This window comes from uncultured Oscillibacter sp., from assembly GCF_910587525.1.
In the GTDB taxonomy this organism is placed as follows: domain Bacteria; phylum Bacillota; class Clostridia; order Oscillospirales; family Oscillospiraceae; genus Oscillibacter.
This window is the reverse complement of the sequence record NZ_CAJULS010000062.1, coordinates 1-13428: the sequence shown is the minus strand read 5'-3', so window position 1 is coordinate 13428 and position 13428 is coordinate 1. Positions and strand designations below refer to the sequence as shown.

The 13428-nt window shown below is 63.1% G+C and carries 13 protein-coding genes; 8 read left to right on the top strand and 5 right to left on the bottom strand.

The window, feature by feature from the left end:
* From QZ326_RS07165 to QZ326_RS07140, 6 genes are all read left to right on the top strand, one after another.
* The coding region (locus tag QZ326_RS07165; RefSeq protein ID WP_295743204.1) for an ABC transporter ATP-binding protein at positions 1-1524 on the top strand (1524 nt) is incomplete at its 5' end.
* Positions 1525-1820: 296 nt separating this feature from the next.
* A complete protein-coding gene (locus tag QZ326_RS07160) occupies positions 1821-3704 on the top strand; it encodes a thiamine pyrophosphate-dependent enzyme (RefSeq protein ID WP_295743201.1) in 1884 nt (627 codons plus the stop codon).
* Positions 3701-4324, top strand: coding sequence for an indolepyruvate oxidoreductase subunit beta (locus QZ326_RS07155; RefSeq protein ID WP_295743198.1), 624 nt, complete (start codon positions 3701-3703; stop codon positions 4322-4324). The genes QZ326_RS07160 and QZ326_RS07155 overlap by 4 nt, the downstream gene beginning before the upstream one ends.
* Positions 4324-4581 (top strand): hypothetical protein, encoded by a 258-nt coding sequence (locus QZ326_RS07150; protein WP_295743195.1) that lies wholly within the window; start codon positions 4324-4326, stop codon positions 4579-4581. The genes QZ326_RS07155 and QZ326_RS07150 overlap by 1 nt, the downstream gene beginning before the upstream one ends.
* 13 nt (positions 4582-4594) lie before the next feature.
* Complete coding sequence (locus tag QZ326_RS07145) at positions 4595-5659, top strand: Coenzyme F420 hydrogenase/dehydrogenase, beta subunit C-terminal domain (RefSeq protein WP_295743191.1); 1065 nt, start codon at positions 4595-4597, stop codon at positions 5657-5659.
* Between the two features lie 114 nt (positions 5660-5773).
* On the top strand, positions 5774-5923 hold the full coding sequence (locus tag QZ326_RS07140) for a hypothetical protein (RefSeq protein ID WP_295743188.1): 150 nt from the start codon (positions 5774-5776) through the stop codon (positions 5921-5923).
* Between the two features lie 147 nt (positions 5924-6070).
* On the opposite strand, the gene QZ326_RS07135 is transcribed toward QZ326_RS07140, so the two are convergent.
* The 5 genes from QZ326_RS07135 to QZ326_RS07115 form a co-directional block, all read right to left on the bottom strand.
* The gene (locus tag QZ326_RS07135) at positions 6071-7798 is read right to left on the bottom strand and encodes a phospho-sugar mutase (RefSeq protein WP_295743185.1); all 1728 of its coding nucleotides are present in this window, start codon (positions 7796-7798) and stop codon (positions 6071-6073) included.
* 303 nt (positions 7799-8101) lie between these two features.
* Entirely contained in the window at positions 8102-8491 is a 390-nt protein-coding gene (locus tag QZ326_RS07130) for a hypothetical protein (protein ID WP_295743183.1), read from the bottom strand.
* A 48-nt stretch (positions 8492-8539) separates the two neighbouring features.
* A complete protein-coding gene (locus QZ326_RS07125) occupies positions 8540-9034 on the bottom strand; it encodes a 23S rRNA (pseudouridine(1915)-N(3))-methyltransferase RlmH (protein WP_295743179.1) in 495 nt (164 codons plus the stop codon).
* Complete coding sequence (locus tag QZ326_RS07120) at positions 9022-9816, bottom strand: MBL fold metallo-hydrolase (protein ID WP_295743177.1); 795 nt, start codon at positions 9814-9816, stop codon at positions 9022-9024. The genes QZ326_RS07125 and QZ326_RS07120 overlap by 13 nt, the downstream gene beginning before the upstream one ends.
* 162 nt (positions 9817-9978) lie before the next feature.
* On the bottom strand, positions 9979-11271 hold the full coding sequence (locus QZ326_RS07115; protein WP_295743173.1) for a UDP-N-acetylglucosamine 1-carboxyvinyltransferase: 1293 nt from the start codon (positions 11269-11271) through the stop codon (positions 9979-9981).
* Positions 11272-11757: 486 nt separating this feature from the next.
* Between QZ326_RS07115 and QZ326_RS07110 the strand changes: the two genes are divergently transcribed.
* Positions 11758-13164, top strand: a complete 1407-nt coding sequence (locus QZ326_RS07110) for a citrate synthase (protein WP_295743170.1) — start codon at positions 11758-11760, stop codon at positions 13162-13164.
* A gap of 50 nt (positions 13165-13214) precedes the next feature.
* A partial coding sequence (locus tag QZ326_RS07105; protein WP_295743167.1) for a hypothetical protein occupies positions 13215-13428 on the top strand: 214 nt, incomplete at its 3' end.

Here is a 13428-nt window from a genome sequence, read left to right as displayed (position 1 = left end):
ACCCTGCTGGGCCCCTCCGGCTGCGGCAAGACCACCACCCTGCGGATGATCGCCGGACTGGAGACCCCCACCAGCGGCCGCATCACCATCGGCGACAAGGTGGTGTTTGACAGCGCCCTGGGCATCAACGTCCCCGCCAACAAGCGCAAGGTGGGCTTTCTGTTCCAGAACTACGCTCTGTGGCCCAACATGACCGTCTACGAGAACATCGCCTTCGGCCTCTCCAACATCAAGGAGCCCCTGCCGAAGATTGACTTCGAGGCCAGGAACAGCGCCCGTCTGGCGGAGATTCTGTCCAATCCCGGCGAGGTGGTGAAGGTCCTGGAGGACTGCCGGGACAAAACCGGAAAGATCGATGAGAAAAAGGCGTACATCAAGCTGATTGACGCTTTCACCATCTCCCTCTACACCGCCAAGAAGCTCTACAACTACCATCTGGAGAGCGGAAAGGACGTCTCCGCCGAAGCCGCCGCCCTGCGGGAGAAGGCCGAAAACGCCAAAAAGTCCCAGGGCCTCAACAACCATTTTGAGGCCGTGCAGAACGGCCGGCCCGTTATGGAAGTCCGCAAGCTGACGAAGGAGGAGATCGACCTCTCCGTCCGCCGGGTGTCCCGGATCGTGAAGATCGGCATGTTCATGGACCGCTACCCGGCGGAGCTGTCCGGCGGCCAGCAGCAGCGCGTGGCCATCGCCCGGACGCTGGCCCCGGAACCCTCGGTGCTGTTCATGGACGAACCCCTGTCCAACCTGGACGCAAAGCTCCGCCTTGAGATGCGCTACGAGCTCCAGCGCCTCCACGTGGAGACCGGGTCCACCTTCGTCTACGTCACCCACGACCAGATGGAGGCCATGACCCTGGCCACCCAGATCTGCCTCATCAATAACGGCGTGCTCCAGCAGTATGACGCGCCTCTGACGGTGTACAACCGCCCCAACAACCTGTTTGTAGCGGACTTCGTGGGCAACCCCTCCATCAACTTCGTGGAGGCCAAGGGCACCCAGCGGGGCGACGGAGCCGTGGAGCTGACTATCTTCGGCGATAAAAAGGCCGTTTTCAAGCCCGCTCATCCCCTGGATCTGGCCGGCTGGTTTAAGGCCCGGGACGACCGCGACGCGGCCCTGGCTCAAGAGCACAAGAAAAAAGCCGCGGAAAAGGGCTTTGTGGAGAAGGGCAACAAGGACGAAACCTTCCGCTACCACATCGCAAAAGTCGAGGAGGAGGACCTCTCCCTCCAGGAGGAGCCGGTGCTGACCAACGAGGACCTGGTGCTGGGCATCCGGCCGGAGTTCATCGATATCGTGGACAGCGGCGCGCTGGAGGGCGAGATCTATGGCGCCATGCCCACCGGCATGGAGTCCACCATCAAGGTGCGCATTGGGGACTTCCTGCTCACCGGCGTGGTGTTCGGCAGTACGCTGTTCACCATCGGCGCCAAGGTCCATGTGGACATCTCCGGGGAGAATATCATGCTCTTCGACCGCAAGAGCGGCAAGTGCGTGGCCTTCGGCAGCCTGGAGTTCTAAAACCCAGAACGAGACTTCTCTCTTTGCCCGCGCCGCCGGGGACTTTTCCGAAAAGTCCCCGCGGCGCGCCTTCGCTTTCGCTTTTACAATAGCATTAACATTAGCATTTGCATTTGCATTAGCGGGAAAATCCACCAAAATTTCCCCCTTTCGTGCACGGATGCGTACAACTGAAGAGGGGCCGTAAAATTTCCCCCCGCCACTTGCATTTCCCGCCGAAGGTGCTACAATAGAGACCGGAAGCATGATAAATTTTTAACTAAAAATCTGACTTTTGAGAGGGTGACTTTGAAACTATGGAATGGACGATGACAGCCAACGCGCCGGGACAGGCCTGCCTGATGCAGGGCAACGAGGCCATTGTCCGCGGCGCTGTGGAGGCTGGGATCAACTTCGCCGCCTCGTACCCCGGCTCCCCGTCCTCCCAGGTGCTGGGGATGCTGGGCAAGATCGCGGGGGAGCGGAACTTCTACGCCGAGTGGTCCACCAATGAGGTCTGCGCCCTGGAGGCGTGCGTCGGCGCGTCCCTGGCGGGAGCCCGGGCGCTCTGCATCGTGAAGCAGAACGGCCTTTTATGCACGGCGGACTCCCTGCACTGCGGGGCCCAGCACGGCGTTAAGGGCGGCCTGGTGATCGTCACCTCCGACGACCCCAGCGCCCACTCCAGCACCAACGAGTTCGACTCCCGGTGGCAGGCGGAATCCGCCAGCGTGGCGCTGCTGGAGCCCACCACCATGCAGGAGACCAAGGACATCGTGCCCTACGCCTTCGAACTCTCCGAGCGCACCGGGCAGATGGTGATTGTCCGTCTCACCACCCGGGTGTGCCATGGCCGGGGCGTCGTGAAGCTGGGAGACCTGCCGGAAAAGCCCCACCCCATTCAAAGGGTACGGGAGTGGGACCGGCTGGTGTGCGTCTCGTATCTCCACACGCCCATGCTGGAGCGGCTGGAGGCCCTGCGGAGCGAGTTTGAAAACTGTGAGTACAACCACTACTCAGGTCCCGAGAGCGCGCAGAAGCTGATCGTGGCCGGCGGCACCGGCCGCCTCTACGCCCAGGAGGCCATGGTACGCCTGGGTGTGGAGGACAGAGCGGGCCTTTTGACCCTGGGAACCCTCTGGCCCCTGCCGGAGGACTACATAATGAGCTATCTCCGGCCCGCCAAGGAGGTGCTGATCCTGGAGGAGGTGGACCCCTTCCTGGAGGAGCACCTGGAGGCCCTGGCCGGAAAACACCGGCTGTCCATTGCCTTCCGGGGCCGGGACGACGGGGCCCTGCCCAAAATCGGGGAGCTGGACCCGGACAACGTGTCCGCCGCCATCGCCGCCTTTACCGGCGCGGCCCTGCCTGAGAAGAAGACCGCCTCCACCCTGGCTCTGCCGGAGCGGGAGATGACCTTCTGCGCCGGGTGTCCCCACCGGGCCACTTTCCACATCCTCAAGCGGGTGCTGCGCCAGGAGAAGAACCCCGGCGTGGTCATCGGCGACATCGGGTGCTACATCATGTCCGGCCAGTTCGCCGGGCAGTACGCCTTCCAGGCCTGCAACTGCATGGGCTCCGGCATCAACCTGGCGGAGGCCCTGGGCCAGCTGACCCGGTACGGCCTGGACCAGAAGGTGGTCACCGTCTGCGGCGACTCCACCTTCTTCCACACCATCATGCCCGGGGTGGTCAACGCCGTGTACCACAGGGCCAACATGCTGCTGATGGTGCTGGACAACTCCGCCACCGCCATGACCGGCTTCCAGCCCCATCCCGGCACCGGCCTTACCGCCATGGGCACCCCCGCCGAGCCCATGAACATCCAGGGGATTTTGGAGGCCATGGGCTGCAAGGTGGAGGTAGCCGACCCCTTCGACGTGAAGGAGACGGAAAAAACCGTAAAGCGGCTCTTGCAGGAGGACGGCATGAACGTCCTCATCATGCGCCAGCCCTGCGCCACCCTGACCGCCAAGAAGCAGAAAAAGCCCGTCCGGGTCTGGGTGGACCAGGACGCGTGCCTGGGCGAGGGCTGCGGGTGTGACAAATACTGCTCCCGGGTCTGGGGCTGCCCAGGCAACACCTGGGACTTCAAAAACGGCAAGGCCCAGATCGACCCCGTGACCTGCGTGGGCTGCGGCGTGTGCGCCAAGTTCTGCCCCAGCGGGGCCATTCATGTGGAAGGCGGTGAGGAAGCGTGAAAAAACTCAAGTTCGACCCCCTGAACATCGTAGTCTGCGGCATCGGCGGGCAGGGCAACGTGCTGGCCGCCGAAGTCCTGGGCAGCGCCATGTGCGACCGGGGCTTCCGGGTGGCCGTGGGGGAGACCTACGGCGCGTCCCAGCGGGGCGGCTCCGTCATGAGCCACGTGCGGGTATCCGCCAAAATGGACCCCAGTGTGCTGATCCCCTCCGGCGAGGCCCATATCATCATCGGCTTTGAGCCTCTGGAGACGCTGCGAATGGTCCGCAAGTACGCCGGGAAAGACACCACCGTGGTCTATGACCCCCGGCCGGTGTATCCCTTGGGCGTGCTCCAGGGCATCCAGCAGTACCCGGCGGTGGAGGACATCGCCGCCGAAATCAGCCATCTGACAAACCTGGCCGTGGCTGTTCCCGCCGCCGATATCGCCATGGAGGCCGGGGACTCCAAGTCCGCCAACATCGCCCTTCTGGGGGCGTTCAGCCAGCTGCCCGGGGCTCCCCTGAGCCGGGAGGACCTGGAAAAAATCCTCTCCCAGCGGTTCAGGGGCGCGGTGCTGGAGGTCAACCGGCGGGCCTTCGCCATGGGCTGTGAGGCCGCGGGAAAGGGGGCGGAGTGATGGACGCCATCCAGGTGCGTTTCAGCGATTTCGTCAAGCACGCGGAGCTGACCCTTTCCCTGCCCCGGGACACCCGCTTTTCCGCCCTGACACCGCTGCTGTATGAAAAGGGGTTTCTGACACCCCAGAAGCCCGGTTACCGGTATCTCTTCCAGGACCATCTGTGCGGTGAGAACCACCTGCTGGAGGACTACCTCCCGGCGGACGCGCAGTCCATGGAGCTGGAGATCTTCCGGTATCCGCAGATCATGGTATAAGGAGGGGACGGCAATGTTAAGTACAATCGCGCTGGATACCCAGGTCATCAAGCCGGGCCTCTGCACCGGCTGCGGCGCCTGCCAGGGAATGTGCCCCTACTGGGACTCCGCAGACGGGCGAACCGTCTGCTACTTCGACTGTGAGCGCCGGGACGGCCGCTGCCAGCGGTTCTGCCCCCGGATGCCCACGGATCTGGACGCCCTGCGGCGCCGGTTTTTCCAGGAGGAGACCATCCTGCCGGAGATCGGCCCTTTCCGGGGGCTGTACCTGACCCGGGCCGCCGATGAATCCATCCGGGCAAACGCCCAGCACGGCGGTACCATGACGGCCCTGGTGGAGCTGGCGTTGGCGGAGGGCTTCATCGACGCCGCCGTCCTCACCCGCTCCAAGGGCGGCCTGAACCCGGAGGGGACCCTGGCGGCCACGCCGGAGGAGATTCGGGCCTGCTCCGGCAGCAGCTTCCAGGTGCCCCCTACCCTGGCGGCGCTGAACCGGGCATTGAAAGAGGGCAAATACCACGCCATCGGCGTGGTGGGAACCCCCTGCAAGACCCTGGCCGTCTACAAGATGAAGGGCAATCCCCTGCCGGACAACGACAACCACGCCGGAAACATCGGCATGGTCTTCGGCCTCTTCTGCGGCTGGGGCCTGGACTGGGAGGGCCTGGGCGCACTCACCGCCCGGCACGCGGACCCGGAGAAGGTCAGCCACATGGACATCCCCCCCAGCAAGTACCACTCCCTGGAGCTGCGGCAGGACGGCGGGACCGTCTCCGTAAACCTGGACGAGGTGACGCCCCTGGTGCGCTCCGGCTGCCGGGCCTGCACGGACATGACGGCGGAGTTCGCCGATCTCTCCGTAGGCGGGGCCCGCAGCGCCGGCGGCTGGGACGTGGACAGGAAATGGAATCAGGTCATTGTCCGCTCCGAGAAGGGCGAGCAGCTTTTGAAAATCGCCCGGGAGAAAGGCGTTCTGGAGTTCAAGGAGGTTCCGGAGACCGGCCTTGACAAGCTCAAGGGCGCGTCTATGGGCAAGCGCCGCAATGGGGAAAAGTACCTGGCGGAGCTTCGGAAATAACGAAAAAAGAGTCCCCCGCCGGTTGCCGGCGGGGGACTCTTTTCGCCGGAGCATCCGCCTCCGCATAGCATTCTCTCCGCGGCGCATACTACCTCCGCAAAGGAGGCGATGCCAGTGGAAAAGCGCCGCAAGGAGAACAAGCCCATGGAAAAGGCCAGGGAGATGTCCCAATTCACCGCCGCGAAGACCGACCCCCAGGGCAGCTGGACCGGCTGTCCCGCGGACCCCTATGAGGTCCCGGTGCAGGACGCGGACGACCTCTAGGAAATTGTATTCACAGGCGCTGAACGCCGTCCGGTCGGATCTTTTCGCGCTATTCAGCGTTCCCCACCTATGAATACAACTTCTAAATCTGAAAAGAGTAAAAACGCCGGGAGCGGATTGCCCCCGGCGTTTCAGCTATCTTTACAATCACTTTTTCAGGGAGTCCACCCACTTGCCGTACTTCTCCACATTGGCGTCGGCGTCGGCGGCGTCCTTGCCCTGGGCCAGGATGTAAATCTTGATCTTGGGCTCCGTGCCGGAGGGCCGGACAATGACGGAGGTGCCGTCGGCCATCTCAAAGCGCAGCACGTTGGACCCGGAGAGCTCCATGCGGGTCTGTGCGCCGCTCGCACAGTCGGTAACGGAGCCGTCGGCGTAGTCCTTGAACTGGAGAACCTTCACGCCGGAGAGCTCCGCCGGGGGATTTTCCCGGAGGGACTTCATCAGGTTGGCCATGTCCCGCAGACCGTCCAGGCCGGGCATGACCAGGTTGTAGGTGTGCTCGGCGTAATAGCCGTACTTCTCGTACAGGCCCTCCAGGGCGTCCGCCAGGGTCTTTCCCTGGGCGGCATACCAGGCGGCCATTTCGGTGAGCATCAGGGCGGCGGTGACGGCGTCCTTGTCCCGGACATAGCTGCCCAGCATGTAGCCGTAGCTCTCCTCGTAGGAGAAGATCACAGTTCCCTCCCCGGTGCTCTCCAATTTGTCCTTCTTCTCCGCCAGGAACTTGAAGCCGGTGAAGGTGTCGAAGCACTGGAGGCCGTTGACCTCCGCCACCTTTCGTGCCATCTCGGTGGTGACGATGGTTTTGAGGGCCACGGGCTTTTCCGGCAGCCTGCCGGAGCGCTTCATGGCGCCGATGAGGTAATCCAGCAGCAGCACGCCGGTCTGGTTGCCGGAGATGGTCTTGAAGCTGCCGTCCTTGGTGCGGACCATGATGCCCACCCGGTCGGCGTCGGGGTCGGAACCCAGGATGAAATCCGCGCCCTCCTTCCTGGCCAGATCCACCGCCAGGTAAAAGCCCTCGGGATTTTCCGGATTGGGAGAAACCACCGTGGGGAAGTCGCCGTCGATGACCATCTGCTCGGGGACACAGATCAGGTGCTTGATGCCCAAGCGTTTCAGGGCCTCGGGGATCAGCTTGTGGCCAGTGCCGTGGAAGGGGGTATAGACCAGCTTGAAAGTGTCCGCCGCCTTGGCCACGGTCCCGGCATCGTTGACCTGGGCCATGACGTTGGCGAGGAACTTCTCGTCGGTCTCCTCTCCCAGGACCTCAATGAGGCCCGCCTTTACAGCCTCGTCATAGGGCATGGTCTTAATATCATTGAAGATGTCCAGCTCCTCCAGCCGCTTGGCGATGGCGTCGGCGTGGCGGGGGGGCAGCTGGGCGCCGTCCTCCCAATAGACCTTGTAGCCGTTGTACTCCTTGGGGTTGTGGCTGGCGGTAACGTTGATGCCCGCCTGGCAGCGGTACTCCCGCACGGCAAAGCTCAGCTCCGGCGTGGGCCGCAGGGACTCGAAAATTTTCACCTGGATGCCGTTGGCGGCGCAGACTTCCGCGGCGGCCCGGGCGAACTCCATGGAGTGGTTGCGGCAGTCCATGCAGATGGCAACGCCCCGCTTCCTGCCCTCCTCGCCCTCGGCGCAGATGACGTCGGCAAAGCCCTGGGTGGCCCAGCGGATGACGTGGATATTCATATTGTGGAGGCCCACATACATGGTGCCCCGCAGGCCGGCGGTGCCGAACTCCAGCGGGCCGTAAAACCGGCCTTCAATCTCCTTGGGGTCGTCTTTAATGGCCTCCAGCTCGGCTTTCTCCGCGGCGCTGAGAGCGGGGCTGGCAAGCCATTTCTCATATTCCTTCATGAAGTCCATATTTCTGCTCCTCCTTATTTTGATACGTCAAAGCGCCGGATCGTGGATTTGACGAAATTCCCCAACAACCGGCGAAGTGCGGCAGGGAAAATTATTCATACCGCATAAAATCATTATACGGGGCAGGGGCTTCCTTGTCAAGAATTGCCTGCTGTTTTCCGTCAGGACAAAAATGCGGCTCCGGAGAAGCTCCGGAGCCGCATTTTGCAGACATTCGATCCCATACGGGGCGGACGCCGCCCCCTTGTGTTCCCCCGTTTAGGCCTTTTATGTTCTATTTGGCGTTTTTCGACAAGCTGGCGCCTATTTCAATTCCCCGTGCTCTTTGTCCCAATGCGGCGTAAAGTCACAGTCCGGACAGCGGAAAAAACGCCAGCGGAGAACTCCTGCCGCCCAGTCCCGCCTCAGCAGCAGCCTTCCGCAGAAGGGACAGCGGCGGAAAACCAGCAGCTCCCCCAGCAGAACTCCCACCATGGACAGCAGGATGGCGGCCAGAAGGAGGAAAATCAAAGGGTCCGGCAGACGCACAGAAAAGCGGCTAAGGAGGATGAGTGTCAGAACCAGGGCGAAAAACAATGCGGAGGCAATGTCTGCCAAAATGGCTCCCCTGCAGAAACGCCGGGCAATCCGCGCCTTTTCCTCATCCGAAAGCCCCGCATCCGGACAGGACCTCTCCAGATCACCGCTGTTCACCGCAATACCTCCTTCTTGATTTTCCGGCGGAACGCATACGTTTGCTTTCTATTTATGGTACTTCGACCCGGCATTGATCTGGTACGCCCGGTAGATCTGCTCCAGCAGCATCACCCGGGCCAGGTGGTGGGGGAAGGTCATGGGGGACATAGACAGCCGGGCCCACGCCTGGGCTTTGACAGACCCATGGAGCCCGTGGGATCCGCCGATCAAAAACACCAGCTGCTTCTCCAGTCCGCTGGCCGTCCCATTGGCCCAGGCGGCCATGGTTCGGGCCAGCTCCCCGCTGGAGCAGAGCTTCCCCTCAATGCAGAGGGCGATCACCCGGGACGAGGGAGGCAGCTTTCCCCGAATGGCCTCCGCCTCCCGCTCCAGGGCCGCCTCGATCTGGGCGGGAGCGGGATTCTCTGGCAGCCGCTCCTCCGGCAGCTCGATCACCGTCAGTCTGCAGCAGCGGCTGAGGCGCTTGGTGTACTCCGCCGCCGCCTCGATATAGAATTTCTCCTTCATCTTCCCCACACAGAGGAGAGTCACTTTCTGCATATGGTCCCTCCCCTCACCACATGGGCCTGTCCCAGGGTATCCCGGGGAGCCACAGACAGCGCCGGACAGAGACCCGCGGCGGAGAGGGCCGTCTCCACAGCGTTTCGCGCCATGGCGGGGGTGTTGTTCTCCCTGCTCAGATGGGCCAGGACAATCTCCGCCGTCCCCTGCTCCGCCAGTGTGACCGCAAAGCGGGCGGCGCTCTCGTTGGAGAGGTGGCCCTCATCGCCCAGGATGCGCCGTTTGAGATAGTAGGGGTAGGGCCCGCTGCGGAGAGTCTCCACATCGTGGTTGGCCTCCAGCACCGCCAGAGCCACGCCCGGCAGCACGTCCGCCGCCTCCTCGGTGACATAACCGGTATCCGTCAGCAGTCCCACGGCGCCGTCGGGAGTGTCGAACCGGAACCCGCAGGAGCCGGGGGCGTCGTGGGCAGTGGGAAAGGCCGTGACCTCCACCGCCCCCAGGGAGACCGGACGGCGCAGCTCCTCCAGCCGCCCTGCCAGCTCCGGCAGGCGGACGGCCAGGGTCCGCCCCGTGATCCCGGTGGCATAGACGGGGATCTCCGTGCGCCTGAGCAGTGTCCGAAGGCCGGAGACGTGGTCGGTGTGGGTGTGGGTGATGAAGACGGCGGCGAGGTCCGCCGGCTCCAGCCCCAGCTCCCCCAGCCCCGCCCCGATGCGGCGGCAGGAGATTCCGGCGTCCACCAGCAGGTGCACATCCCCGCAGGAGAGCACCAGCGCATTTCCCGAGGATCCGCTGGCAAGCGTGTGTACAGTGGTCAAAAAATGTACCCCATTTCTGAAAAAGTGAATGCGCCCGCCAGGGAGGCCGCCGGCGAAGGCCGTCATCCTCCCATCGCGGACGCAACGGATCGATATGTGTATAATTATTCGCTCTGTCCGGGCCGTACGCCCACGGGCGTCAGAGCAGGGGCAGCGCCGCCGTCAACCCACACCCAGCTCCCGCTGGTCCGGCTCCTCCACAGAGCGGATATCCGCCCCCACGGCCCGGAGCTTTTCCACAATGTTCTCATAGCCCCGCTCAATGTATTGCACGTGGCTGATCTCGCTTGCGCCGTGGGCGGCCAGGGCCGCGATGACCATGGCCGCGCCGGCCCGCAGGTCGCTGGCCTGGATGGGTGCTCCGGTGAGATGGTCCACGCCCTCCACCACGGCGGTCTTGTCGTCCACCTGGATCCTGGCGCCCATGCGCCGCAGCTCGTCCACATAGCGGTAGCGGCTGCTCCAGACGCCTTCCGTCACCAGCGAGGTGCCCTCCGCCAGGGAGAGAACGGTGGTAATCTGGGGCTGCATATCCGTGGGGAAGCCCGGGTAGGGCAGGGTCTTGACGTTGGTGCGCTGGAGAGAACCGCTGCGGCGGACCAGGAGGGTGTCCTCGTTCTCCTCCACCTCCACACCCATCTCCACCAGCTTGGCGGTGATACAGTCCATGTGCTTGGGAATAATATTCTTGATGAGAATCTGTCCGCCGGTGGCAGCCACAGCGGCCATATAAGTGCCCGCCTCGATCTGATCGGGAATGATGGCATAGGTGCCGCCGGTAAGCCGCTCTACGCCCCGGATCTTAATAGTGTCCGTGCCGGCGCCCCGGATGTTGGCCCCCATGGAGTTGAGGAAGTTGGCCAGGTCCACGATATGGGGCTCCCGGGCGGCGTTTTCGATCACGGTATTCCCCTCGGCCATGGCGGCGGCCATCATAATGTTCATGGTGGCGCCCACGGAGACCACGTCCAGATAGATGTTGGCGCCCTTGAGCCGGGGACGGTCCGCAGCGGCCCGGATGAAGCCGCCCTCCACCGTCACCTTGGCCCCCAGAGAGGTAAAGCCCTTGACGTGGAGATCGATGGGCCGGACGCCGCCGAAGTTGCAGCCGCCGGGCATAGCCACCTCGCCGTGGCCAAAACGGCCCAGCAGGGCGCCTATGAGGTAGTAGGAGGCACGGATCTTCCGCGCCAGCTCGTAGTCGGTCCGGGTGGAGCGGATGCAGGTGGAATCGATCTCCACCGTGTGGCGGTTGACAACGCGGATTTGAGCCCCAAGATTTTCCAGAATCTTCAGGCTCATGGTCACATCGGAGATCTGGGGCAGGTTCTCGATCCGGCACACGCCGTCCACCATCAGAGCGGCGGGAATAATGGCGACGGCGGCATTCTTCGCGCCGCTGATCTCTACCTCGCCAAACAGGGGCTTTCCGCCCTGTACAATATACTTCGTCAAAGTCTGACCCTCTTTTCAAGGATGTTCTTTTGTGGCGGCAAGCCGTCCCGGTACTTTATAAGAACAGTTTGCCCACCCAGTGCCGCTTCATACCGGCGGCGGCAGAAGCCGGACGGAAAAATCTCCGGCCCATATCGGTCGCGCTTCAAACAAAAACGCAGCTCGTAAAAATTAGTGTCAGGTCCTGGGGAATCATGTCCAAAACGGAAGGCGGAACCGCCTCAGGGCTGATAATACGGCCCGCCGGAACTGTCCCGGCACCTGGGCCGGACCACAGTATATCACAGCTAAACAGAAAATGCAAATCCTTCCTTTGTTCAAATTGTAGAAAATTACAGCCCCTCTGCCCAGGCGGACCCGGACGAGATTGAAAAGCGCCCCGGTTTCGGGTATAATGCACAATACTATCATCAGTATGCGGAGACCCGGGAGGACTCCGTGCCGGGCCCCTCCCGGCAATTCTTGAGTCAAAGGCGGTTATAACATATGTCTTACAAAGTTGACCGGGACCTGCGCCGGATGCTCCGGCACCAGGATCTGATCGAGTCCTCGCTGTCCTTCGTCAGCGGCTCCGAGGACTTCATCCGTGAAAACGACATCTTCCCCTCCAGCCAGTCCGGCGAGGGCGTCATGCGGGGTCTGCGGTACCCCAACGGCACCGGCGTGGTGGCCGGCATCACCTCCATCGGCGACGTGGACGGCTACGACCTGGTGGACGGGAAGAAGGTCCCTCAGAAGGGCCAGCTTTTCTACAGGGGCATCAGCATCCAGGACCTCATCAGCCAGTGCATTGCCGAGGACCGCTTTGGCTTTGAGGAGACGGTGTACCTGCTGCTCTTCGGCCAGCTGCCCACGGCTTCCCAGCTGACGGAGTTCCAGTATCTCATGGCCAAGTGGAGCCAGCTCCCCGGCTATTTCAGTGAGGATATGATTCTCCGCTCCCCCAACAAGAACATTATGAATAAGCTGGAGAGCTGCATCGTGGCCCTCCACTCCCACGACGGCGAGGCGGAGAACATGACGCTGGAGAACGAGCTCTTCAAGTCCTTCCGCATGGTGGCCCGGACGCCCACCATCGTGGCCCACTCCTACGCCGCCAAGCGCCACTACTTCGACGGGGAGAGCCTGTACCTCCACCGCCCCCGGACGGACATGAGCGTGGCCCAAAACTTCCTTTACTCCCTGCGGGAGGACACAAAGTTTGACGACGACGAGGCCAAGCTCCTGGACCTTTGCATGATTCTCCACGCCGAGCATGGCGGCGGCAACAACTCCACTTTTGCCTGCCGCGTCCTCACCTCTTCCGGTACGGACTTCTACTCCTCCATCGCCGCGGCGGTGGGCGCACTGAAGGGCTTCCGCCACGGCGGCGCCAATGTGAAGGTGGTGGAGATGATGCAGTACCTCAAGCGGGCCGTCCGGGACTGGACCGACGACGGCCAGGTGAAAGACCAGCTGGTCCGCATCCTCCGCCGCCAGCTGGGGGACGGCACGGGCCTCATCTACGGCATGGGCCACGCGGTCTACACCCTCTCCGACCCCCGGGCGGAGATCCTCAAGCAGTTCTCCCGCCACCTGGCGGAGAAGAAGGGCATGGTCAAGGAGCTGGATCTCATCGAATCTGTGGAACGGCTGGCCCCGGAGGTCTTCCAGAACGAGCGGGATACCGACAAGCCCATCTGCGCCAACGTGGACCTGTATTCCGGCTTTGTCTACAAGCTCTTAGGCATTCCCGCGGACCTGTACACCGCCCTCTTCGCCAGCGCCCGGATGCCCGGCTGGTGCGCCCACCGCATTGAGGAGTGCTGCGCCGAGGACCCCCGCATCATCCGCCCCGCCTACAAAACCGTCTCCAGGCGGACGCCATACGTCCCCCTGGCGGAACGCTGCTGACCCCCGGTCCCCGGCATCCAATATTCTGAATTCTGAGGGAGGTCCCCGTCATGCTCACTCTCCACGATACCGGCGTCTTTCTCTCCAACGGCGCCCTGCACACCGCCGCCCCCGTCACCCCCGAGGAGGGGCGGCGGCGCACCCTGGCCTGGCAGATCCTCCAGGCCCACAGCGTCTCCGGCGACCCGGAAAAGCTCCAGATCCGCTTCGACGCCATGGCCAGCCACGACATCACCTATGTGGGCATCATCCAGCAGGCCCGGG

Bases quoted from the DNA above. Each gene is read 5' to 3' on its own strand.
- QZ326_RS07110 (WP_295743170.1), top strand. From the start codon at position 11,758: ATGTCTTACAAAGTTGACCGGGACCTGCGCCGGATGCTCCGGCACCAG.
- QZ326_RS07160 (WP_295743201.1), top strand. From the start codon at position 1,821: ATGGAATGGACGATGACAGCCAACGCGCCGGGACAGGCCTGCCTGATG.
- QZ326_RS07145 (WP_295743191.1), top strand. From the start codon at position 4,595: ATGTTAAGTACAATCGCGCTGGATACCCAGGTCATCAAGCCGGGCCTC.
- QZ326_RS07125 (WP_295743179.1), bottom strand. From the start codon at position 9,034: ATGCAGAAAGTGACTCTCCTCTGTGTGGGGAAGATGAAGGAGAAATTC.
- QZ326_RS07150 (WP_295743195.1), top strand. From the start codon at position 4,324: ATGGACGCCATCCAGGTGCGTTTCAGCGATTTCGTCAAGCACGCGGAG.
- QZ326_RS07135 (WP_295743185.1), bottom strand. From the start codon at position 7,798: ATGGACTTCATGAAGGAATATGAGAAATGGCTTGCCAGCCCCGCTCTC.